Annotated in this window: 23 protein-coding genes and 1 tRNA gene; 5 read left to right on the forward strand and 19 right to left on the reverse strand. The window is 61.6% G+C overall.

Annotation, left to right across the window (positions count from 1 at the left end; translation table 11 throughout):
* Positions 1–50 precede the first annotated feature (50 nt).
* The 4 genes from RCCGE510_RS17870 to rsfS all read right to left on the reverse strand — a co-directional run bounded on the left by RCCGE510_RS17870 (position 51) and on the right by rsfS (position 4027).
* The gene (locus RCCGE510_RS17870) at positions 51–1373 is read right to left on the reverse strand and encodes a S41 family peptidase (protein ID WP_007632215.1); all 1323 of its coding nucleotides are present in this window, start codon (positions 1371–1373) and stop codon (positions 51–53) included.
* Positions 1363–2766 carry a murein hydrolase activator EnvC gene (locus tag RCCGE510_RS17875; protein WP_007632219.1) on the reverse strand — a complete coding sequence of 468 codons (1404 nt, stop codon included), beginning with the start codon at positions 2764–2766 and terminating at the stop codon, positions 1363–1365. Before RCCGE510_RS17875 ends, RCCGE510_RS17870 begins: the two co-directional genes overlap by 11 nt.
* 216 nt (positions 2767–2982) lie before the next feature.
* Positions 2983–3465 carry a 23S rRNA (pseudouridine(1915)-N(3))-methyltransferase RlmH gene (rlmH, locus tag RCCGE510_RS17880; protein WP_007632220.1) on the reverse strand — a complete coding sequence of 161 codons (483 nt, stop codon included), beginning with the start codon at positions 3463–3465 and terminating at the stop codon, positions 2983–2985.
* 118 nt (positions 3466–3583) lie between these two features.
* The gene (gene rsfS / locus RCCGE510_RS17885) at positions 3584–4027 is read right to left on the reverse strand and encodes a ribosome silencing factor (protein ID WP_007632221.1); all 444 of its coding nucleotides are present in this window, start codon (positions 4025–4027) and stop codon (positions 3584–3586) included.
* Positions 4028–4236: 209 nt separating this feature from the next.
* Between rsfS and RCCGE510_RS17890 the strand changes: the two genes are divergently transcribed.
* On the forward strand, positions 4237–4614 hold the full coding sequence (locus RCCGE510_RS17890) for a winged helix-turn-helix domain-containing protein (RefSeq protein WP_007632223.1): 378 nt from the start codon (positions 4237–4239) through the stop codon (positions 4612–4614).
* On the opposite strand, the gene modC is transcribed toward RCCGE510_RS17890, so the two are convergent.
* The 7 genes from modC to obgE form a co-directional block, all read right to left on the reverse strand.
* Entirely contained in the window at positions 4615–5682 is a 1068-nt protein-coding gene (gene modC, locus RCCGE510_RS17895; protein WP_007632225.1) for a molybdenum ABC transporter ATP-binding protein, read from the reverse strand.
* Complete coding sequence (gene modB, locus RCCGE510_RS17900) at positions 5679–6380, reverse strand: molybdate ABC transporter permease subunit (protein ID WP_037079121.1); 702 nt, start codon at positions 6378–6380, stop codon at positions 5679–5681. Before modB ends, modC begins: the two co-directional genes overlap by 4 nt.
* A gap of 271 nt (positions 6381–6651) precedes the next feature.
* A complete protein-coding gene (gene modA, locus RCCGE510_RS17905) occupies positions 6652–7443 on the reverse strand; it encodes a molybdate ABC transporter substrate-binding protein (RefSeq protein ID WP_007632231.1) in 792 nt (263 codons plus the stop codon).
* 493 nt (positions 7444–7936) lie between these two features.
* Positions 7937–8536 (reverse strand): nicotinate-nucleotide adenylyltransferase, encoded by a 600-nt coding sequence (locus RCCGE510_RS17910; protein WP_240539666.1) that lies wholly within the window; start codon positions 8534–8536, stop codon positions 7937–7939.
* A gap of 37 nt (positions 8537–8573) precedes the next feature.
* Complete coding sequence (locus tag RCCGE510_RS17915) at positions 8574–9857, reverse strand: glutamate-5-semialdehyde dehydrogenase (RefSeq protein WP_007632233.1); 1284 nt, start codon at positions 9855–9857, stop codon at positions 8574–8576.
* Positions 9850–11019: a glutamate 5-kinase gene (gene proB / locus RCCGE510_RS17920; protein ID WP_007632234.1), complete on the reverse strand. Its 1170-nt coding sequence runs from the start codon at positions 11017–11019 to the stop codon at positions 9850–9852. Before proB ends, RCCGE510_RS17915 begins: the two co-directional genes overlap by 8 nt.
* The gene (gene obgE, locus RCCGE510_RS17925; RefSeq protein ID WP_007632236.1) at positions 11006–12100 is read right to left on the reverse strand and encodes a GTPase ObgE; all 1095 of its coding nucleotides are present in this window, start codon (positions 12098–12100) and stop codon (positions 11006–11008) included. The genes proB and obgE overlap by 14 nt, the downstream gene beginning before the upstream one ends.
* An 84-nt stretch (positions 12101–12184) precedes the next feature.
* Between obgE and RCCGE510_RS17930 the strand changes: the two genes are divergently transcribed.
* The gene (locus RCCGE510_RS17930; protein WP_007632237.1) at positions 12185–13051 is read left to right on the forward strand and encodes an endonuclease/exonuclease/phosphatase family protein; all 867 of its coding nucleotides are present in this window, start codon (positions 12185–12187) and stop codon (positions 13049–13051) included.
* Between the two features lie 92 nt (positions 13052–13143).
* Here RCCGE510_RS17930 and RCCGE510_RS17935 read toward each other — a convergent pair whose 3' ends face one another.
* From RCCGE510_RS17935 to rplU, 4 genes are all read right to left on the reverse strand, one after another.
* Positions 13144–13731, reverse strand: coding sequence for a GNAT family N-acetyltransferase (locus RCCGE510_RS17935; protein WP_007632238.1), 588 nt, complete (start codon positions 13729–13731; stop codon positions 13144–13146).
* Entirely contained in the window at positions 13728–14384 is a 657-nt protein-coding gene (locus RCCGE510_RS17940; RefSeq protein WP_007632239.1) for a GNAT family protein, read from the reverse strand. The genes RCCGE510_RS17935 and RCCGE510_RS17940 overlap by 4 nt, the downstream gene beginning before the upstream one ends.
* Positions 14385–14510: 126 nt before the next feature.
* The gene (rpmA, locus tag RCCGE510_RS17945; RefSeq protein ID WP_003543909.1) at positions 14511–14780 is read right to left on the reverse strand and encodes a 50S ribosomal protein L27; all 270 of its coding nucleotides are present in this window, start codon (positions 14778–14780) and stop codon (positions 14511–14513) included.
* Positions 14781–14813: 33 nt separating this feature from the next.
* Entirely contained in the window at positions 14814–15131 is a 318-nt protein-coding gene (rplU, locus tag RCCGE510_RS17950) for a 50S ribosomal protein L21 (RefSeq protein WP_007632241.1), read from the reverse strand.
* 304 nt (positions 15132–15435) lie between these two features.
* Between rplU and RCCGE510_RS17955 the strand changes: the two genes are divergently transcribed.
* From RCCGE510_RS17955 to RCCGE510_RS17965, 3 genes are all read left to right on the forward strand, one after another.
* Positions 15436–15525, forward strand: a tRNA-Ser gene (locus RCCGE510_RS17955).
* A gap of 205 nt (positions 15526–15730) precedes the next feature.
* Complete coding sequence (locus RCCGE510_RS17960; RefSeq protein WP_192815318.1) at positions 15731–15913, forward strand: hypothetical protein; 183 nt, start codon at positions 15731–15733, stop codon at positions 15911–15913.
* Positions 15914–16074: 161 nt separating this feature from the next.
* Positions 16075–17007 carry a hypothetical protein gene (locus tag RCCGE510_RS17965; RefSeq protein ID WP_007632244.1) on the forward strand — a complete coding sequence of 311 codons (933 nt, stop codon included), beginning with the start codon at positions 16075–16077 and terminating at the stop codon, positions 17005–17007.
* 283 nt (positions 17008–17290) lie between these two features.
* Here the strand turns inward: RCCGE510_RS17965 and RCCGE510_RS17970 are convergent, their stop codons facing one another.
* From RCCGE510_RS17970 to RCCGE510_RS17985, 4 genes are all read right to left on the reverse strand, one after another.
* Positions 17291–17707: a type II toxin-antitoxin system VapC family toxin gene (locus RCCGE510_RS17970; protein WP_007632245.1), complete on the reverse strand. Its 417-nt coding sequence runs from the start codon at positions 17705–17707 to the stop codon at positions 17291–17293.
* Entirely contained in the window at positions 17707–17949 is a 243-nt protein-coding gene (locus tag RCCGE510_RS17975; protein ID WP_007632246.1) for an AbrB/MazE/SpoVT family DNA-binding domain-containing protein, read from the reverse strand. The genes RCCGE510_RS17970 and RCCGE510_RS17975 overlap by 1 nt, the downstream gene beginning before the upstream one ends.
* Positions 17950–18040: 91 nt before the next feature.
* The gene (locus RCCGE510_RS17980) at positions 18041–18601 is read right to left on the reverse strand and encodes a thioredoxin domain-containing protein (RefSeq protein ID WP_007632247.1); all 561 of its coding nucleotides are present in this window, start codon (positions 18599–18601) and stop codon (positions 18041–18043) included.
* Positions 18602–18632: 31 nt separating this feature from the next.
* Positions 18633–20063: a DUF6880 family protein gene (locus tag RCCGE510_RS17985; protein ID WP_007632249.1), complete on the reverse strand. Its 1431-nt coding sequence runs from the start codon at positions 20061–20063 to the stop codon at positions 18633–18635.
* Between the last annotated feature and the right edge of the window lie 87 nt (positions 20064–20150).

A 20150-nucleotide genomic window follows, 5' to 3' on the forward strand; every position in this document is an offset into this window, starting at 1 on the left:
ACAGCACAAAGGCTCAAGGCCGGGCGAGATGCCCGGCCTTGAGGTGATCGTTACTTGGCGACGACGGCCTTATCAGGGTTCGGCGGGAAGGCCTGATCGGTCTTCTTGCCGCGCAGAAGGTCGAGCGCATAGTTCAGCTGCACGTCGTCCTTCGGGTCCGGCGGAACATAGGCAACCGAGCCCGAACCTTCATCGGTCTCGCTCTGGCCCTTGATGTGGCCGCGCAGGCTGGATTCGCCCTCGGTCACCATCTTGCCCTGCAGTTCCTGCGGCAGCGGCTCCTCGACCTTGATGTCGGGGGTGATGCCGGTGCCCTGGATCGAGCGGCCCGACGGCGTGTAGTAGAGCGCCGTGGTCAGGCGCAGCGCGCCATTTTCGCCGAGCGGGATGATCGTCTGGACGGAGCCCTTGCCGAAAGAGCGGGTACCGAGAACGGTGGCGCGGCGCAGATCCTGAAGAGCGCCGGCGACGATTTCCGATGCGGAAGCCGAACCGCCGTTGATCAAGACGATAACCGGCTTGCCATCCGTCAGGTCGCCCGGACCGGCATTGAAGCGGCGGGTTTCATCGGGATTGCGGCCGCGGGTCGAAACGACTTCGCCGCGTTCCAGCAGGGCATCGGAGACGTTGATCGCCTGGTCGAGCAGACCGCCCGGATTGAGGCGCAGGTCGAGGACATAACCCTTCAGCTTGTCGGCCGGAACGGTATCCTTGATCTTCTTGATCGCCTTTTCCATGTCGGGATAGGTCTTCTCCGTGAAGGAGATGATGCGGAGATAACCGACATCGTCCTCGACACGCGACTTGACGGCCTGGACGGCGACGACGTCACGGACGACCGTCAGCTCGATCGGCTTGTCAGCGCCCTTGCGGATCAGCGTCAGCTTGATCGGGGTGTTGACGGCGCCGCGCATCTTCTCGACGGCGTCTTCAAGCTTCAGGCCACGCACGGATTGGCCATCGATCTCGGAAATATAGTCACCGGCGAGAACGCCGGCCTTGGCGGCGGGCGTATCGTCGATCGGGGTGATGACCTTGACGAGTTCGTCTTCCATCGTGACTTCGATGCCGAGGCCGCCGAACTCGCCCTTGGTCTGGGTGCGCATGTCCTCGGCGTCCTTGGCATTCATGTAGCTCGAATGCGGATCCAGCGAGGAGAGCATGCCGTTGATGGCGTTCTCGATCAGCTTGTCTTCGGCCGGCGGCGTCACGTATTGGGCGCGCACACGCTCGAAGACATCGCCGAACACCGAGAGTTCCTTGTACGTCGAGGATCCGGCCGCTTCTGCCGGCACACCCGCCGAGTAAATAACGCTCATTGCGGTCGCACCCATCAATGCGCCGACCAGAACAAGAGAAGCCCTACGAATCATTGCGTGCCTTTCCAGTATCTTTGGCGGTCCACCATGGTCGGGAATCGACCGGTTTACCGTCCTTTCGAAATTCAATGTAAAGCGTTGGCCGGTCCGTTGCCAGCGCCAATGCAGTTGCGCTTGCCACTCTTTTCGCACCCATCACGGCGAGCGGTTCGCCGGAGAAAACGAACTTTCCCTGCCGGGTATTGATTGTATCCATTCCCGAGAGAACCAAGTGGTAGCCATCGCCGGTGTCGAGGATGATCATCTGGCCGTAGCTGCGGAAAGCGCCGGCAAAAACCACCAAGCCATCGGCAGGCGCCGTCACCACCGTCTCCGGATTGGTGGCGACCGTCATTCCCATGGCCTCGTGCCCGGTGCCGTCGGCATCGCCGAACTGGCGCAGGATATCGCCCGCAACGGGCACCTCCAATTTCGCCTTCAATTCTCCGAACGGATATGCGGGCGCAATGCGGTTTTTATCGGGCACACCGCTGTCGGCCAAGGCCTTGGCCTGGGCGCGCTGCTCGTCCGTCATCAGCTTGCGGTTCTCCTCCGCCTGGCGAGCGGCGGCGGCGGCGTCGCGCACCGAAGCAATCTCGGATTCCATCGAGGCGACGAGGCCTTCAAGGCTGGTCGCCTTGCCAGCCAGTTCCTCGGAGCGCTTCCTCTCGGCCGTGAGTTCGGCGGCATTGCTGCGGCTGAGCTTATCGTTTTCGGCAAGCAGCAGGTCCATACGCCGCTCTTCCTCGATGCCGTTCGTCATCGTCGCAGTCAGGCTAGCCTTCTCGGCGGCACTTGCGGTCTGCAATGCGGCAAGGCTTGCAAGGTCTCCGGCAAGCTTGTCGGTCTCCTTGCGGATGCCGGGCACGACGGCGCCAAGCAGGATGGCGCTGCGCACGGAGGCGAGCGCGTCATCAGGGGTGACAAGCAAAGCGGGCGGCGGGTTGCGGCCCATGCGCTGGAGCGCTGCCAGCACCTCGGCGAGAAGGCCGCGCCGCTCGTGCAGGGAACGGCGGATGCCATCCTCCTTGACGCCGAGATCGGCAAGCTTCTTCTCGCTTGCGAGGATCTGCTGGTCGAGCGCCTTGCGGCGGGCAGCGGACTCGATCAGTGCCTGGCGAATGCTTTGCGTGCTCTTTTCCAGATCCGCGATGCTCTGTTTGAGCGCGCTCACCTTGTCGGCGGAGAGGCTGATCGTTTTCGCCAGGGTTGCGAGTTCGGTCCGGGTCTCATCCCGTTTGGCGGAAAGTTCGGCGGCCGGATCGGGAGGCGGCGGTTCGGCTGCCGGCTGGGGTGCGGATGATTGCGCAGCCTCGGGTGCGGCATCCTGGGCCTGGACGATGAAGGGATCTGCCGACACGGCAATCACCGCTATACCGACACCGGCCGCGATAGCCGGCAGGATCATGCGGTATCGCCTGGTTGCTTCTCTCGTCATGCGTGTTGGGGCACTTTCTCAAATCGCGCGAAGACTAAGCTGATTTGGCGCGCTTTGCCAGAAAGTTTGAAGCACAATGGACCGGCAGCCAAACACGGCTGCGTGACGCAGGCAAACAGGCTTGCGTCACGCAGATACACTGCGCGACAATGCGACGCACTGCCGGCGCATGAGGCCGACGCGGCATCAGACGCGGTGATACGGGTGGCCGGACAGGATGGTGACGGCGCGATAAAGCTGTTCGGCAATCAGCGTCCGCACGAGTTGATGCGGCCAGGTCATTTTGCCCAGACAAAGCGTGGCGTCGGCACGGTCATAGAGGGAGGGATCGAGCCCGTCGGCGCCGCCAATGGCGATGGTCAGCTCGCGTTTGCCCTGATCGCGATAGGAGCCGAGCAGGCTTGCGAAGGCTTCGCTGTCGAGCGCCTTGCCGCGTTCATCGAGGAGAATGAGGATGCTGCCATCGGCAAGCGATTTCACGAGCTGCGCCGCTTCCTCGCGCTTGCGGGTTTCCGCGTTGGAGGCGCGGCTCTCGGCAACTTCGGCAACACGGGACAGTTCGAGGCCGACGGCAGGGCCGGCCTTGGCGAAACGGTCGAAATAACGGGCCGCAAGATCCTTTTCGGGGCCGGATTTTAGCCGTCCCACCGCAAAAAGACCAATTCGCATTCATCCGCTCCTGCTGATGCGGCACATCTTGCGCGCAAGGCGCCACTGGCCGGCTTCTGATGTTTTCCGGCCAGTCAATGCCACGTTTCAGGCGCCGGACAGAATGCCGGCCTGCCTGTCAGTGCCGTGTTTCTTCATCCATATCCGGAGCCGCCCACATCTTTTCGATGTTGTAGAACTCGCGGATTTCGGGACGGAACACGTGCACGATAATGTCACCGGTGTCGATCAGGACCCAATCGCCGCCTTCCTGACCTTCGACGCGGGCCGTACCGAGGCCGTCGTCCTTCAGGTCGGTGAGCAGGTGATCCGAGATCGCCATGACATGCCTGCTCGAGCGGCCGGAGACGACGATCATGTAGTCTCCCAGCGCCGATTTTCCGGCAATGTCGATGGTGACGATATCTTCAGCTTTGGAGTCCTCGAGGCTGGCGAGGACGGTTTCTAGGGCGCGGGCGGCGGCATCGGCGCCACGTTCCGCACTCTTCGGGATAACGGCGAACGTCTTTCCCTTGGCGTGTACTGTTGTCAGTGCTTTCCCTTTCCTGGAATGACAAACCATGCACAACACGAGATCCGATCGAGACCGGATCATGGTTAAGATAGGCATCAAACCATTAATGTTTCAAGACGTGCTAAGATACAGAACGGTCGAAAATCCGATCTGGCGTCTGAATTGAAGAATATTGCCGCGCGGGCTGCTGGTGCGGGCGGTGTACAGTTTCCGTACCGCCGCGTAAAGTGCGGCGAATTCCACGATTTCACGATTCGATGACCGATTCAGCCGCAAAAACACTCGTGCCCGTCCTGCGAATCAGCTTCCCGGATGAGGATCGGCTCGGCCATGGCAAGATGGAGCTGCTGGAACACATCCGCCAGACCGGATCAATCTCGGCGGCGGGACGGGCGATGGACATGTCCTATCGGCGGGCATGGCTGCTGGTCAGCGAGATGAACCGGATGTTCTCAGAACAGGTGGTGGAGCCGCAGCGCGGCGGGCAGAAGGGCGGCGGCGCGGCGCTGACGCCGTTCGGCGAGGAATTGCTCGAGTGTTTCCGCCGGATGGAAAGGACGATGCGCGAAAGCCTTGCCGAAGATCTCGCCTGGCTCGAGGGCAAACGCAACCTGCAGCAGCGCGAGTGCGGCTGATCAGGCCTCCAGGGCAACTGTCTTGATGACGGCGAAGACGGCCTTTCCCGGCTGGAGATCGAGACGCTCGCAGGAGAGTGTCGTGATGCGGGAAAGAATGATATCGCCGCCGCAGTCGAGCCGGATTTCCACCGTCCCGTCGTCATCCGATGATATCGCTTCGATCCTGCCTTCGAGAATATTCAGCGCGCTGAGGCCCTCGGGTCTGGTGGTCGCCAGCATGACGTCGCGGGACGGAATGCGGACGCGCACCGGTCTGCCTGAAGTAAGGGCTGTACTCGGAATATGCAGCCGGGAGGATTTCAGGGCTACGGTCGACAGGCGGTGGTGCGGATCGAAGCTTTCGACGGTGCCTTCGAGCAGCGCGCCCGCCTCTTTCCGGTCGGTCGCCGCAGAGGGACGGCTCAATATGTCGACGGCCGGGCCGATCGCTTCCACCTTGCCGTCGCGCATGACGACGACCTGGTTTGCCAGCCGCGCCACTTCGGCGATCGAATGGCTGACATAGACGATCGGAATTTCCGTCTCGTCGCGCAATCGCTCCAGATACGGCAGGATCTCGGCCTTGCGCGCGTCGTCGAGGGCGGCGAGCGGCTCGTCCATCAACAGCAGGCGGGGCGAGGAGAGCAGCGCGCGACCGATGGCGACGCGCTGCTTCTCGCCGCCGGAAAGTTTTGCGGGGCTGCGTTCGAGCAGCGGCTCGATGCCGAGCAGGTCGACGATGTGGTCGAAGCTCTCGCCGCGTGCCGCTCCGGCCGCGAACCAGCGGCCATAGGCGAGATTGGCGCGGACGCTGAGATGCGGGAAAAGCCGAGCCTCCTGGAAGACATAACCGAAGCGGCGGCGATGTTTCGGGATGAAGATGCCGGTTGCGATTTCGGTCAGCAGCTCGCCGTCGAGAACGACCCGGCCTTCGTCCGGGCGGGCGAGGCCGGCGATGATGCGGATCATCGAGGTCTTGCCGGAGCCGGAGCGGCCGAACAGCGCGGTGACGCCGCGCTCGGAGGTGAAGGCGGCGTCGAGCGAAAAGGCGCCGAGCCGCTGTTTTACTTCGACGATCAGCGTCATTCCGGATCGATCCTTTGGCCGGCGAGACGGGCGAGGAATTCGGAGGCAAGCAGGGCTGCCATGGAAATGACGACGGCGACAAGCGTTAGGCGCAGGGCGCCGGCATCGCCGCCCGGCACTTGGGTAAAAGTGTAGATCGCTGCCGACAGCGTCTGGGTTTCGCCTGGGATGTTGGAGACGAAGGTGATCGTCGCACCGAATTCGCCCATCGCTTTGGCGAAGGAAAGGATCATGCCAGCGATGATGCCGGGCAAGGTCAGCGGCAGGGTGATCGTCAGAAACACCCAGAAGGGACCGGCGCCGAGCGTTCCGGCCGCCTCCTCCAGCTTGCGGTCGACCGCCTCAATCGACAGGCGGATGCTGCGCACCATCAGCGGAAAGGCCATGATGGCGCAAGCGAGTGCTGCGCCTGTCCAGCGGAAGGAAAAGACGATGCCGAGATACTGGTCGAGCAGGCTGCCGATCGGGCCACGGCGGCCGAACAGGATGAGGAGCAGGAAACCGGTAACGACAGGGGGCAGGATCAACGGCAGGTGAACGATGCCGTTCAGCACCGACTTGCCCCAGAAGCGGCCTCGGGCAAGCAGCAGGGCGACGAGGATGCCGAAGGGCAGGCTCGCCAGCATGGCGACGAGCGAGACGCGCAGGCTGAGCAGGATCGCCGTCCATTCCTCGTTGCTCAGGCCCAACGTATCCAAATGCGGCTATCTCCCCTGGAAATTCGGTGTCACCCGGTGCCTGCCCCTCATCCGCCTGCCGGCACCTTCTCCCCGTAAACGGGGCGAAGGGGATATGCCGCGACCTCTCCGTCCCCACCAACCTTTCGCAGGGCACGTCCCCTCTCCCCGCGAGCGGGGAGAGGGTTAGGGTGAGGGGCAGCCATTGGCTCGAACGGGACAGGAGGCTCGCCTAACTGAGCCTTCACGCTAAGTTGTCACTGTTGATTCCGCAATCATTTCGCCCCCTCAATCACTTGAGAACGGTAAAACCCTGCGCCGTGAAGAAGGCGGCGGCCTTGTCGGATTTCAGGAAATCCAGATAGGCCGTTGCGTCGGGGTTCTTGCTCTCGGCAAGAATGGCGACGGGATAAATGATCGGCGGATGGGAGTCGGCCGGGAAGGTGCCGACGACGGCCACACCCTTATCGGCGGCGGCATCCGTCTGGTAGACGATGCCGTAAGGCGCTTCGCCGCGGGAGACGAGGGCCAGAGCGGCGCGCACGCTTTCAGCGCCGGCGACCTTGCTTTCCACCGATTTCCAGACGCCGAGCTTTTCCAGCGCGGCCATGGCGTATTTGCCGGCCGGAACCGATTTCGGCTCACCCATCGCCAGCTTGCCGTCACCCAAAAGCGCTGCAAGATCGAAGCCCTGTTTGATCTCGACCGGTTTTGCCTTGTCCTTTTCGGCAACGAGCACGATGCGGTTTCCAAGCAGGTTGGAACGGGTGTCGGCCTTGATGAGGTTCTTCTTGGCGAGGTAATCCATCCAGTCGAGGTCGGCCGAGATGAAGATATCGGCGGGAGCGGCGTTTTCGATCTGCTTGGCCAGCGCTCCGCTTGCCGCGTAGGAGGCAACAGCTTCCTTGCCGCTTTCCTTGGTCCAGGCGGCATTGGCGGCGTCGAGCGCATCCTTGAGGCTCGCCGCCGCAAAGACGGTAAGCTTTTCGGCTGCGGCGGCAGGCGCCGGTAGCGCCGCGGCACCAAGCCACAGGGCTGATATGGCGGCGATTGCCAGTTTCATCCATTGGCGGCGGTTCTGCATGATTTGCTCCCAGGTTCGAAATATTGCGACGAATATAACGGGCGGCTCGCCTTGGCTAGGGATATATCCAGAAAAATATAACGTGCCGACCGCCACGTTCGCAGGAACCAATGCTTCGAACATTCGGCATGCGCATGGCTTCAAGGCAAAATCGGATCCATCGAGCAGAAATATCCAGTCGGCACTTTTGCAAACCGCAGGGATTCCCCGGAGACAGAGCCATGCTCCATTGATTCTGCCGATAAAACCGGCAACGCCGAAGCGATGTTTCCGGACAGGATTGCAGTCTATGCATTGCTGCAATGCACCAATCGATATTCACCTTCGTGCGGAATATGATAAAACATGAGCATCGAAGCGGCGAACTCCTCCTCCCATAGCCGCTCGATAGGGTCGACAACACTCCTCCTCCCAGTTGTCGATCGAGTTTATAAGCCCGACGGATCCTCCCCCGTCGGGCTTTCTCGTTTCAGGGATTCCCCGAAAAATAAGCCTATTCGGAGCTGCCCGGCAGCGAGCCGTTGCGGATTGCCGTCGAGCTCAGGCCGGAGCGCGGCCCGTGGATGAAGGTCCAGGCCGGTGCCCGCTTCTTCCAGAGAATACGGGCATCATCTTCGTCGACACGGGCGAAATCGAAGGTCCTGGTCATCTTCGAGGAGAGGTAGGATAGCGTCGCGCCCGGTCGGTCGATGACGGCGATCGGGAAAGTGCGGACAATTTCCTGCCATTTCTGCCATTTGTGGAAGGTCTGCAGGCCGTCGGCGCCCATGATCCAGATGAAATGCACATGCGGATTGCGGGCTTTGACGCGGGCGAGCGTATGGGCGGTGTAGCTGACGCCGAGCGCCTGTTCGAAGGCGGTGACCTTGACGCGCGGATCGGCGGCGACACGTTCGCTTTCGGCAATGCGCTCGGCAAGCGGGGCGAGCTGGTTGCGGCTCTTCAGCGGATTGCCGGGGGTGACCATCCACCAGAGCTGATCGAGGCCGAGCCGCTTGATGGCGATCTCGGCGACGAGCGCGTGGCCCTGGTGCGGCGGATTGAACGAACCGCCGAACAGACCGACGACCATGCCGCGCTCGCTGTGCGGCATGCGGAGATAATGCCGGTCCAAACTCTCCGCCGTCACGTCAGGGCCGCGTCTGTCCGGCGCCGTGCACCCGATACTTGAAGGAGGTGAGCTGTTCGACGCCGACGGGGCCGCGGGCATGCATCTTGCCGGTGGCGATGCCGATTTCCGCGCCCATGCCGAACTCGCCGCCATCGGCAAACTGCGTCGAGGCATTGTGCAGCAGGATCGCCGAATCGACTTCGGTGAAGAAGCGCGCGACGACGTCTGGGTCCTCGGCGATGACCGCTTCGGTGTGGTTCGAGGAATAGGTCTGGATATGGGCGATCGCGCCCGATATGCCGTCGACGACGGCGACCGAAATGATCGCGTCGAGATATTCGGTCGACCAGTCCTCTTCGGTTGCGGGCTTCATGCCCGGGGCGACCTTTAGCACTGTCGGCGAGGCGCGGACCTCGCAGCCGGCTAGCGTGAGCACCTCGAGCAGCGGTGTCAGATGCGTGCCGATCGCGGCGCCATCGACGAGCAGCGTTTCGGCTGAGCCGCAGATGCCGGTGCGGCGCATCTTGGAATTGACGACGATTTGCTTCGCCATCTCGATATCGGCCGAGCCATCGACATAGACATGGCAAAGGCCTTCTAGATGGGCAAAAACCGGCACGCGGGCCTCGCTCTGCACGCGGGCGACCAGGCTCTTGCCGCCGCGCGGCACGATGACGTCGATTGCCCCATCCAAGCCGCGCAGCATGGCGCCGACCGCGGCGCGATCGGTGACTGGAACGAGCTGGATAGCATGCTCTGGAAGTCCCGCCGCTGTCAGTCCCTCGACGAGGCAGGCATGGATAGCCTGCGATGAACGGCGCGAATCCGAGCCGCAGCGCAGGATGACTGAATTGCCCGCCTTGAGGCAGAGGGCGCCGGCATCGGCGGTGACGTTCGGCCGGCTTTCGAAGATGACGCCGATGACGCCGAGCGGCGTGCGGACGCGCTCGATCTTCAGCCCGTTCGGCCGGTCCCAGGCGGCGATGACCTCACCGACCGGATCTGCAAGGGCGGCGATGGCGCGGATTCCCTCGGCCATTTCAACGACGCGTTTGTCGTTCAGCGTCAGCCGGTCGACGAAGGAGGCAAGCATCTCGCTGCCTTCGGTGTCCTTCAGGTCCTTGGTGTTCTCGGCAAGAATCTCAGCCTTGTTGGCCAGGATCGCATCGGCCATGGCGTTCAACGCCCTGTTCTTGACCTCGGTCGACGCAAAGCTCAGCGGTCGTGCGGCAGCCTTTGCCTTGCGGCCGATGTCGTTCATCAGCGCGTCAATGTCAGGGCTTGGCGCAACGGTATCAAGCATAGCTCGCGTCCTTCTTCTGCCTTTCCGATTTAGAACCGGCCTGTCCCGTCATCACCATATCGTCGCGATGGACCATGGCGGCGCGGCCGGGATAACCGAGAATGGCCTCGATCTCAGCCGACTTGCGGCCGGCAATCCGGCGGGCGTCCTCGGCATCGTAACTGACAAGGCCGCGGGCGATCTCGCGGCCGGCGGGACCGATGATCGCCACCGTATCGCCGCGGCTGAAGAGGCCGGAAACGCTGCGCACGCCGGCGGGAAGCAGGCTCTTGCCGGCCCCGAGGGCCGTAACAGCGCCATCATCGACATGCAGTTCGCCGGCCGGCTGCAGCTGGCCGGCGATCCAGGTCTTGCGGGCGGTCACCGGTGTGCCGGACGGTGCGAACCAGGAGGAACGCGCGCCGTTTTCGATCGCCGACAGCGGGCTGTCGGTCTTGCCGGAGGCGATGATCATGGCGCAGCCCGATGTGGTGGCGATCTTGCCGGCATCGATCTTGGTGCGCATGCCGCCCCGCGAGAGCTCGGAGGCCGCGCCGCCGGCCATCGCCTCGATCTCGGGGGTGATTTCGGCAATCGTCTCCAGGAACGTTGCGTTCGGATCGAGATGCGGCGGCGCGCTATAGAGGCCGTCGATATCGGAGAGAAGGATGAGCAGATCGGCGCCGGTCATCGTCGCGACGCGGGCGGCCAGGCGGTCATTATCGCCATAGCGGATTTCGCTGGTCGCGACCGTATCGTTTTCGTTGATGATCGGCACGGCGCCGATTTTTAGAAGTTGGTTGATGGTGGCCCGCGCATTGAGATAGCGGCGGCGCTCCTCGGTGTCGCCAAGCGTCAGCAGGATCTGGCCGGCGACGATCTCGCCGCGCGACAGGCTCTCCGACCAGGCGCGCGCCAAGGCGATCTGGCCGACGGCGGCAGCGGCCTGGCTTTCCTCCAGTTTCAACGCGCCCGAGGGCAGGTCGAGCACCGAGCGGCCGAGCGCGATGGCGCCTGACGATACGACGAGCACATCGATGCCTCTAGCCTTCAAGCCGGAGATATCGGCGCACATGGCATCGAGCCAGGCCTTCTTCAGCCCTGCCTTGCGGTCAACCAGCAGGGCCGAGCCGATCTTGATGACGACGCGGCGATAGCGGCCAAGCGGCTTACGGCTGGTCATCGGCTCCATCCTCGCCAATGTCCTCAGCCTCATCGGCGACAACAATGTCGCGATGGCGCTGCTTCAGCACCTTGGCCGGCTTTTCCTCGGTATTGTCCTCGACGATGATGTCGCGCAGCGCGCGCAGGACCTCGGTCATGCCCTTGCCGGTGACGGCCGAAATCTGGAACGGCGTCTTGCCGCAGGCCTTGGCCAGCTCCTTGGTCTTCTTCTTCAGTTCGGCCTCGTCGAGCACGTCGATCTGCGACAGCGCCACGATCTCAGCCTTATCAGCCAGCTCGTTGCCATAGGCTTCGAGCTCGTGCTTCACCGTCTTATAGGCCTTACCGACCTTTTCTTCCTGGGCGGAGACGAGGTGCAACAGCACGCGGGTGCGCTCGACATGGCCGAGGAAACGGTCGCCGATGCCGACACCCTCATGGGCGCCTTCGATCAGGCCGGGAATGTCGGCCAGAATGAATTCCCGCTCGTCGATGGTGGCGACGCCGAGATTGGGATGCAGCGTGGTGAACGGGTAGTTGGCGATCTTCGGCCGGGCACGGGTGACTGATGCAAGGAAGGTCGACTTGCCGGCGTTAGGCATGCCGACAAGGCCGGCATCGGCAATCAGCTTCAGCCGCAGCCAGAGGGTCTTTTCCTCGCCGGGCAGGCCGGGATTGGCCCAATCCGGCGCCTGGTTGGTCGAGGTCTTGAAATGAGCGTTGCCGAAGCCGCCATTGCCGCCATGGGCGAGGCAATAACGCTGGCCTTCGACGGTGAGATCGCAGATTAGCGTTTCCCGGTCTTCCTCGAAGATCTGGGTGCCCACGGGAACCTTCAGCGTCACGTCGCTGCCATTGGCGCCGGTGCGGTTCCTGCCCATGCCATGGGTACCGGTCGTTGCCTTGAAATGCTGCTGAAAACGGAAATCGATCAGCGTGTTGAGGCCGTTGACGGTCTCGACCCAGACATCGCCGCCGCGTCCGCCATCGCCGCCGTCGGGGCCGCCGAACTCGATGAATTTCTCGCGCCGGAAGGAAACGCTGCCCCCGCCGCCGTCTCCGGATCGGATATAGACCTTTGCTTCGTCGAGAAATTTCATTTTACTTCCAGTATCCGGTGGCGGTTGGACGGCCCGTCTTGGCCCATTCGATATAGGCGGTTCCGACGGAGGTCAAAGATTATCGTGAATTTTGCGAGCTATAACATACAGTACGGCTTCGGTCTCGACGGCAGATACGATCTCGCGCGGATTGCCCGGAGCCTTGAGGGCGCCGATGTCATCGCGCTGCAGGAGGTGACCCGCGGCTTCTCGCGCAACGGTTTTGCCGACATGGTGGCCGACATTGCGGCCTTGTTTCCCGACCATTTCTGGGTGTATGGGCCGGCCTGCGACATGCATGTCGAGGCTAACGAAGGTCGGCCTCAGCCGGTGCCGGGCACGCGATTTCAGTTCGGCAATATGGTGTTGTCGCGCTGGCCGATCCTTTCGACCCGAACGCTGCTTCTGCCGCGCAGCCGGACGATCGGCAAAATCAACCTGCAGCGTGGCGCAACCGAGGCGCTGATCGCAGCACCCGGCGGGGCGATGCGGGTCTATTCCGTGCATCTCGACCATGTCTCTCCAGACGAGCGCATCGCCCAGCTGCAATTCTTGAACGGGCGTATCAACGCTTTCGTTCAGGAGGGTGGATCGCTGACCGGGGGCTGTGAATTCGATCTGCCGGAGCCGCCGCTGCCGGAGGATTACGTCATCATGGGTGATTTCAACATGGAGCCGGAATCGCCGGAATATTGCGCGCTTGCCGGTGCCGGTGGCGGATATTACGGCCGTATCGCCAGGATCGGCACGCCGGTCGACGCCTTTGCGGCGCTCAAGGCCTATGGCCCGGAGAGCTACAGCTGGATGAATCCCGAGGATCACGGCGAACGCATGCATCTCGATTATTGCTTCGTCAGTTGCGGCCTCGAGGGCCGATTGGAATCCGCCCGGATCGATACCCAATCCGTCGGCTCCGATCATTTCCCGCTATGGGTCGAGATCGGCGATTGACGGAGACGCCGCCGGTCGGGCGGCATCTCCCTTTCTTGGTATGAGCATGATGTTATAAGAAAACCGCTCACACTTTTCGGCATCATGCTCCGTTACGCCACCTTGCGCGGCTGCAGCATGCCCGGCTGCAGCACGGTTTCGATGTGCGACACCATGGTGTTGCGGGCGAAACAATAGATTTCGCCGCAACCGGTCATGCGGAAACCGAGCTTCTCCTGCAATCGCAGCGAGGCCGGGTTGTCGGCGAAGACGCCGGAATGGATCGGCGTCTCCGGCATGCGGCGCGAAAAGCGCTCGATGATCCCAGCCACCGCCTCGCTCATATAACCGCGCCGCCAGTAATAGCGGTTCAACCAGTAGCCGAGGTGCCAGCGGCCGTGGCGCAGCTCGATCGAGACGTTGCCGATATGGACATCGTCCTTGCCGGTGATCGCTAAGGGCCAGTCCGGCAGGGCGCCTGATGTAACCGGGACCAGCCAGTCCAGCGCATCCTGCCGGTCGAACGGTGCGGGTACGCGGGACAGCATGCGCGTGACGGCGAAATCGGACAGCGATTCCGCAATCGATGGCGCATCGCTCAGCCTGTGGGGGCGGAGCGTCAGCCGGGCGGTCGAGATGACAGGCGCGGGGCCTGGCATCATCGGCTTCAACTCCGGCCTTTGCAGCGCGGTCGTGCTCATGCGATGTTCCCCCAGCTTCTGAGCGACATCCAGGTCTTGCGGTCGAGCCTGTACCATTCCACAGGCACGTTGCTGCCGAGCGCCAGCGAGGCGGCGAGCCCCGAACCCTGGAACTGAAAGCCGCACTTCTGGATGACGCGGCGCGAGGCAACGTTCATCACCCGGCAGCGGGCGTCGATCTGATCGACGTCCTGACGGGTCCTGAACACCATATCGACCAGGGCATGGCAAGCCTCGGTGGTATAACCCTTGTTCCAATAGGGCTCGCCCAGCCAGTAGCCGATCTCGACAGTTCTGCCGTCGGCATGCGGCTCGACGCCGCAGCAGCCGACAAAGGCGCCGTTTTCGGCTTTGGTGATCGCATAGACGCACTTGCCAATTTCGCCATTTTTCGTGCGACGCACGAAGTCAGCAGCATCATCGGCGGTATAAGGGTGCGGCATACGCGATACCATGGTGGCGACTTTGGCGTTATTGGCGAGATGGGCAAGGGCGTCGATGTCTTCTTCGTGGGGCGCGCGCATGACGAGCCTTTCCGATAACAAGACAGGGCAATCGGTCCTTAACCGTTCCGGCCTCAGCCGTTCTTCGGAAGACACCTGGTCTTCCCGGGGCGACCGTGATTGGTCTACCCTTAACAATTCGCCTTGCATGGTTCAGTCCTCCTTGAGGGGTAAAGAAAAAGGGGAGATGGCGCCCCATCTCCCCTGTTTTCTAGACTGAACCTGATACGGACAGCCGGGTCGATGAGACGCCGGCTGTTTTTGAGCGCTACCGGCTTATTCCGCTGCTTCCGCTTTCGGCATGACAGACACGTAGACGCGACCGTTGGCCTTGGTTCGGTAGTTCACATTGCCGGCGGTAAGCGCAAAAATCGTGTGATCCTTGCCGAGGCCGACGTTGGAACCCGGATGCCACTCAGTACCGCGCTGACGCACGATGATGTTGCCTGCGATGACGGCTTCGCCGCCGAACTTCTTCACGCCAAGGCGCTTGGACTGAGAATCGCGACCGTTGCGCGATGAACCGCCAGCTTTTTTGTGTGCCATTGGAGTTCTCCTTTAAACCCTGTCCCGTTGATCTTACTTGGCAGCCACGATGTCCGTGATACGGACGACCGTGTGATGCTGACGATGGCCGCGCGTACGCTTCGAATTCTGACGGCGGCGCTTCTTGAAGGCGATGACCTTCTTGCCGCGGTTCTGTTCGACGACTTCTGCCTTGACAGAGGCGCCGGTTACGAAGGGCGCACCGATCGCAGCGTCGGCGCCTTCGCCGATCACGAGCACTTCGGTGAATTCAATGGAATCGCCAGCGGTGGCTTCCAGCTTTTCGATGGTCAGCACGTCGTTGGCTGCCACACGGTACTGTTTACCGCCGGTCTTGATGACTGCGAACATTTTTTATCCTTTCATGTTCGTTCCAGCTCTCCCCGCTGCTTCAGCAGGGTGGCCGTCTTTTTATCAGTCGAAGTTAAGCAGGGATTTCAGAGGTTAATCCTCGAATTCGTCCTGCCGGTGAAGCCCCGCGCGAGCGCGGGACGGCCAAGGCACGGATTACTCCACACCTAGTGCGCAGCCGAAATACGCGAGCGACAAAAAAGTGTCAAGGCAAAAGGATGGAATGCTTCGACTTTTCGGCTTGCCAACCCGTCATAGGCCCGTTATGAGAACGCCCGCGCCGAACAAGCGCCGACCAGACCGCGGAGAGGTGGCAGAGTGGTCGAATGCACCGCACTCGAAATGCGGCATACCTGCAAGGGTATCGTGGGTTCAAATCCCACCCTCTCCGCCATAACGCTCCAAGCGCTTGATTTCCGGACAAGGTGCTGGAATACCTAGTGGTTCCACGGCGATCTGCTACAGATTGCTACAGTGGGGTACATGGCAACAGCAGAACGGCTATTCCAGCGAGATAATGGGCGGTGGACCTTTCTTGTCGCTATTCCGAACATCTTCTGTCTGGGCTCAGACAGTCAAAGGCTCCAATGAACCCGCCCGTGACGGCGCTCGAACTGACGCTGATTGCCCCACGCGGCGAAGACGTTGTTATCGTGCGGGAGGAAGAGATCGGTGAGGCGCGCCTGGTCGACGTGGCCTGCTCGTTTGGCTGGCACCTACGGCTTTTGGGCCAAGGTCTGACGCGAGAAGTGCGGCGCGGTCTAAGATTTTTTCTATGCTGAACAGCCGTTCAGTCGGACCTGTCCGGCTAGAGCGGGGGCGTTTATCTGACATGGCGCTCCCCGCTTTTCTTACCCTTCTTTGGCGTCGCCTGCACAACACGCGAGGTTGCCATCTTCGTCGTCGCTCTGGCACAATGTGAAGAGCATTCGGGGGACATCAGTTGGAATTTCACCTCAATCGGCAACTGCGATTTCATGCGGTGCCCGAACACAAATCATTTTATCGGTGGGCAATCAACGAGCTCGATGAGCAAGGCCAAGTGGTCGGCTACGATCAAATCCCCTGGGGTTGGCCCCTCTACTTCACCGCGCGAGAGCTGATCCTGGCTGACGAGCTCGGGGTGATCAGCGGCGCAGAATTTGAGGGTCACTTTCAGCAGATAGCCGGGATTAGGCAGCAGCGCACAATCAGGGCAAAGCTTCTTCCTGGCTCTCCAGGTGACGATGACAATTGGCGGCGGCAGACAACGTACCGTATGTTCGGCACCGATCGCGTTATCAGCGACTTCCGACTCGATGTCCGACCGCTCGAATCCGAAGATGATGTTGAACACTGTCGGGCCTGGGGCGCGGTTAGCTACACCAGCGAGACCGACTTTCGACAAGTGACCCAGGAAGATTGCGTTCAATTCTACCTGATGGTGAAGCCAAGCACGTTTGAGCACTATGCGCAGCGGATCACTTCCGGCAATGCGCACGAAGTCATCTTTGGCGCCGGTCTGGTGACGGGATTTTACTCCGATTGGTCGCCCTCGATCTCCACCCGCGACGTGAAGGTCCTGACGAGCGGCGATGAGCAAAAGCTTGAATTGCCAGAAGGCCTTACCGTGCCACGTCTGGGCGGTGTTGGCGAGGCGAAGCTGTACATCAATTCCGTGACAACGCCCCAGATCACAAGCCAACAGCGCGCGCGAGATATGGTCTTGGAGGACGAAAAGGCCGCCTTGGTCACCGCTCCTCCGGCAGTTGCCGAGACCGCCGCGCCTGGTATTGACCCTGACACATTGAAGCTGCTGCTGTCGTTGAAGTCTTCTGCCCGCTGGATAGTCGGCCTATTGGTCGCGCTGCTCGCCGCCACGCTGTTGAAGCGGTGAATGATCGGTGCTCGCGGCCTGCCGTACATAGCGGAGATTTCCTACGGTGGCGGGCAGGGGACTCCTTCTCCGCCACTTGGAACTTGGACCGTAAGGTTCCCCCGCGATCTACTGATTTCTCTCAATCTTAGATGCCGCTACCGAAATTGGCTGGGGCACTCTCGGCACGTCCTTGATAGAGCTGCAAAGCAACGTCCACGAACGCCACGCCAGATGGTGGGCGCTCGTCAGTCAAGCAAGCGCGTTCTATTTCGGCCGTTTCCTATTTCGTGGGTGCCAGCAGCTACGAGGTTGCTGTCCAGTCGAGTACTTGCAGGCCAGGTACACGGGCGAACTCGGCTGTATTGGCAGTCACCAGCACGGTGCCGGCTTGGCGCGCTTGGGCGGCGATCAGCACATCATACGGCCCGATCGGTGTGCCCTGTCTGCGGAGGTGGGCGCGAATATCCGCTGCTTCTTCTGCGTCGCCCTCATTGAATTCGATCAGGGAAATCCCGCCCGAAGCGATGAACAGGGCGATCTTCTCCTCGTTCGCGTGTCGGCGCTCGCTGGCTGCGGCACCATACATCAGTTCATGGTAGACGATGATTGACAGGCCGAACGGGGTTCCTGCATTTCGCGCCTCATCGAAGCGTTCGCGAACTTGACGTGACCGTCCGTTCAAGAGCGCGATTGCGACATTGGTATCAAGATGGATCATCAGTCGAACACGACGCGGTCGGCTGGCATGGTTGGCTGCTCACGACCTTCGGGCATGAAGGGCGTGTCGCCTACCTCGTCGATAGCCGCCCAAGGCATGGCGTTGTCAGCGTCGAGCGGTTCAAGGATCACGCGATTGCCGATCCGGCTGACCCGGACCTCCTTGCCTTCGAAGCGGAACTCTTTTGGCAGGCGCACGGCTTGGCTGCGCCCATGCGTGAATAGCTTGGCGGTCGCGCTCATGGTGAGAGACTCCCTTGGTAGATACCTATCAATATCTATCATCTATTGAGAGCTGTGGTCAATTCATCAGGTAACGCAGGATTAGCTGGCGTCAGCTTCCCAGCACCTTCTTCAACCAGGCCGCAACCTCATCGCCGCTGCTCATATCCGCCTGTACCAGCCCGTCGATCATGAAGGTCGGCGAGACGTGGATGCCGTTTTGGCGGGCGTATTTGCAGTGCCATTTGATCTCCCGGTCGAGATCCGGGATTGCGAAGGCTTCTTTCAGCGCCACACCGCAATAGCCTTCCAGGCGCTCGATGATCTGGTTTGGCGTCGCATCCATATTCGCGCCGCCGGCGTGGTGGTCGAACTCCAATTCTTCGCGATGCGCGGCGATGGCGGCCATGACCTTCCTTGCCGTCTCCTTGCCGCCTTCCAGCGTCGAGGCTGCGATGACGCAGCGGACGAGGACGCCGGAATACATGTGCCAGGGCTGGGACTGCAGACGGATTTTTACGGTGAGCTTGTCTTCGCCGGCTTGATCGAGAAGGGCGTCGAGTTTGCCGAATGCCCTGACCGAGTAAGGGCAGGTCGGTTCGAGAAAGATCTCGAAGAGGCGCGGGCCATGGCCCCAGGTCAGCGGATCGGCGTGCCACGAGGTTCCGGTCATTGCAATGTCCTTTTCGTTGGGGCTGTTCGGCCTAACGCCGCAGGCTCCAGAAGCCATGCTTGTTTCCGTGTTGACGCTTCAGTTCGGCGACATAGGCGTCGTGAGACCGGGCGCTGCCGAAATCGTCGATATGAGGCGCGAGCGACGCGCATTCCGCCAGATGGCGCGCGGCATGCCGGTAACGGCTGGATCGGCCGTAGTCGAGAGCGAAGCCGATCATCGAGCGTAACAGCATGGTCGCGGCGAGCGGGTGTTTCTCCTGCAGCATCTCGGCGGCTGGCGTCATCAGTTCGTAGAGGTTGCCGTCCAGTTCCCCTTGGCGCCTGGAGATGAGTTTCGCAGCCTCGGTAAGTGCGGGCCAGGCAAGGAAAAAGCCAAGGGCTCGATGAACATCCGGAAAGCCGTGCGCGAAGGCGAATGCCTTTTCTTCGGCCTCGATATCGTCGAAGTCGGCGAGTTTTCGCAGGAAAGCGCGAAGGTGCTCCCCGTTCAGCGACTGCTCGAAGCATTGCCACCGATAGGCCTGCGCTTCCTCCCCCCGTCCGAGCGCCTCGAGCGTTTCCGCGCGGGCTTCTTGCCATTCAAAAGGCATTTCGAACCGGTGGTCGACGCCGTCCAAAATCCCCAATGCTTCCTCGGCGCGTCCAGCCATGAGCAAGCGGTCGGAAATCGCGATCGCGACCATCGGCATCCTTAAGGTCTCTTCCGGCTGCTGGGCGATGAAGGCATCGGCATCATCCTGGGCATCGGCAATGTCCTGCAGAGCGATGCGCGCCCTTTGTTGCCGATGCCTGGCATAGATCTCGTTCAGGTAGGTCGTTCCGCCGCCGCCCCAGCCGAGAATTTTCCGGTCGGCGCCGGGAGGCTCCTCCTCCTCTTCGTTCAACCATTGCACCAGGAGGCCCTTCAGACGTTCCAGACCGTCCTTGCCCAGCGCCGGAACCATCTTAGCGATCAGCGGGTCATATTGGCCGTGGTCGTTATCCTGCAACGCCGTGAAAACCTTGTCGGCAAGGACATCGATACCGATCCCCGCGGACCTGGCGATGACGCCGGCATCGGCGCATGCCTGATGGAATGTCTCGGTGAAGGCGATGTCGTTGCTGTTGGATCGGTGGAATATCGAATCGGCAACGGCAAGGAATTGCCAGATGAGATCGAACGCTTCCTTCGGATCGTCGGCGGCCACGACGGTAACGATTGCGGATCGCTGCGTTTCGAGGTCCGCATTGACGGTTTTTACTTTATGCCATTCGATGACGCTCTGCGCTCGCGCGATGCTGCCGAGGCGCTTGCGGATCTCACGCGCGACCTCGATGCTGCCCTGATTGCCGGCAAGTTCCATGCGCAGGCGCCGTTTATGGGCGGCGCTGCCGGTGCTGATCTCGATCAGCAGCTCGGCAAGGCGCTGCGCACCGAGGGATTCGAGATTCTTCGCATTGAGTGTTGTCTTGGCTGCCATTGGTCATCACTGTCGTTTCTTCGACGACCCTAGCCCGGAGGCGGTACGAGGCCAAGGGCCAGGAATGTGTGCAGGGGATAATCCCTC

Source organism: Rhizobium sp. CCGE 510, from assembly GCF_000292525.1.
Lineage (GTDB): Bacteria > Pseudomonadota > Alphaproteobacteria > Rhizobiales > Rhizobiaceae > Rhizobium.

Bases quoted from the DNA above. Each gene is read 5' to 3' on its own strand.
- RCCGE510_RS17975 (WP_007632246.1), bottom strand. From the start codon at position 17,949: ATGAGCGCGACCGCCAAGCTATTCACGCATGGGCGCAGCCAAGCCGTG.
- obgE (WP_007632236.1), bottom strand. From the start codon at position 12,100: ATGAAATTTCTCGACGAAGCAAAGGTCTATATCCGATCCGGAGACGGC.
- RCCGE510_RS17940 (WP_007632239.1), bottom strand. From the start codon at position 14,384: ATGCAAGGCGAATTGTTAAGGGTAGACCAATCACGGTCGCCCCGGGAA.
- RCCGE510_RS17910 (WP_240539666.1), bottom strand. From the start codon at position 8,536: ATGCCGCACAGCGAGCGCGGCATGGTCGTCGGTCTGTTCGGCGGTTCG.
- RCCGE510_RS17980 (WP_007632247.1), bottom strand. From the start codon at position 18,601: ATGACCGGAACCTCGTGGCACGCCGATCCGCTGACCTGGGGCCATGGC.
- rpmA (WP_003543909.1), bottom strand. From the start codon at position 14,780: ATGGCACACAAAAAAGCTGGCGGTTCATCGCGCAACGGTCGCGATTCT.
- proB (WP_007632234.1), bottom strand. From the start codon at position 11,019: ATGACCAGCCGTAAGCCGCTTGGCCGCTATCGCCGCGTCGTCATCAAG.
- RCCGE510_RS17875 (WP_007632219.1), bottom strand. From the start codon at position 2,766: ATGATCCTGCCGGCTATCGCGGCCGGTGTCGGTATAGCGGTGATTGCC.
- RCCGE510_RS17890 (WP_007632223.1), top strand. From the start codon at position 4,237: ATGACCGATTCAGCCGCAAAAACACTCGTGCCCGTCCTGCGAATCAGC.
- modC (WP_007632225.1), bottom strand. From the start codon at position 5,682: ATGACGCTGATCGTCGAAGTAAAACAGCGGCTCGGCGCCTTTTCGCTC.
- modA (WP_007632231.1), bottom strand. From the start codon at position 7,443: ATGCAGAACCGCCGCCAATGGATGAAACTGGCAATCGCCGCCATATCA.
- RCCGE510_RS17915 (WP_007632233.1), bottom strand. From the start codon at position 9,857: ATGCTTGATACCGTTGCGCCAAGCCCTGACATTGACGCGCTGATGAAC.
- rlmH (WP_007632220.1), bottom strand. From the start codon at position 3,465: ATGCGAATTGGTCTTTTTGCGGTGGGACGGCTAAAATCCGGCCCCGAA.
- rplU (WP_007632241.1), bottom strand. From the start codon at position 15,131: ATGTTCGCAGTCATCAAGACCGGCGGTAAACAGTACCGTGTGGCAGCC.
- RCCGE510_RS17935 (WP_007632238.1), bottom strand. From the start codon at position 13,731: ATGAGCACGACCGCGCTGCAAAGGCCGGAGTTGAAGCCGATGATGCCA.
- rsfS (WP_007632221.1), bottom strand. From the start codon at position 4,027: ATGGTTTGTCATTCCAGGAAAGGGAAAGCACTGACAACAGTACACGCC.
- RCCGE510_RS17985 (WP_007632249.1), bottom strand. From the start codon at position 20,063: ATGGCAGCCAAGACAACACTCAATGCGAAGAATCTCGAATCCCTCGGT.
- RCCGE510_RS17970 (WP_007632245.1), bottom strand. From the start codon at position 17,707: ATGATCCATCTTGATACCAATGTCGCAATCGCGCTCTTGAACGGACGG.
- RCCGE510_RS17870 (WP_007632215.1), bottom strand. From the start codon at position 1,373: ATGATTCGTAGGGCTTCTCTTGTTCTGGTCGGCGCATTGATGGGTGCG.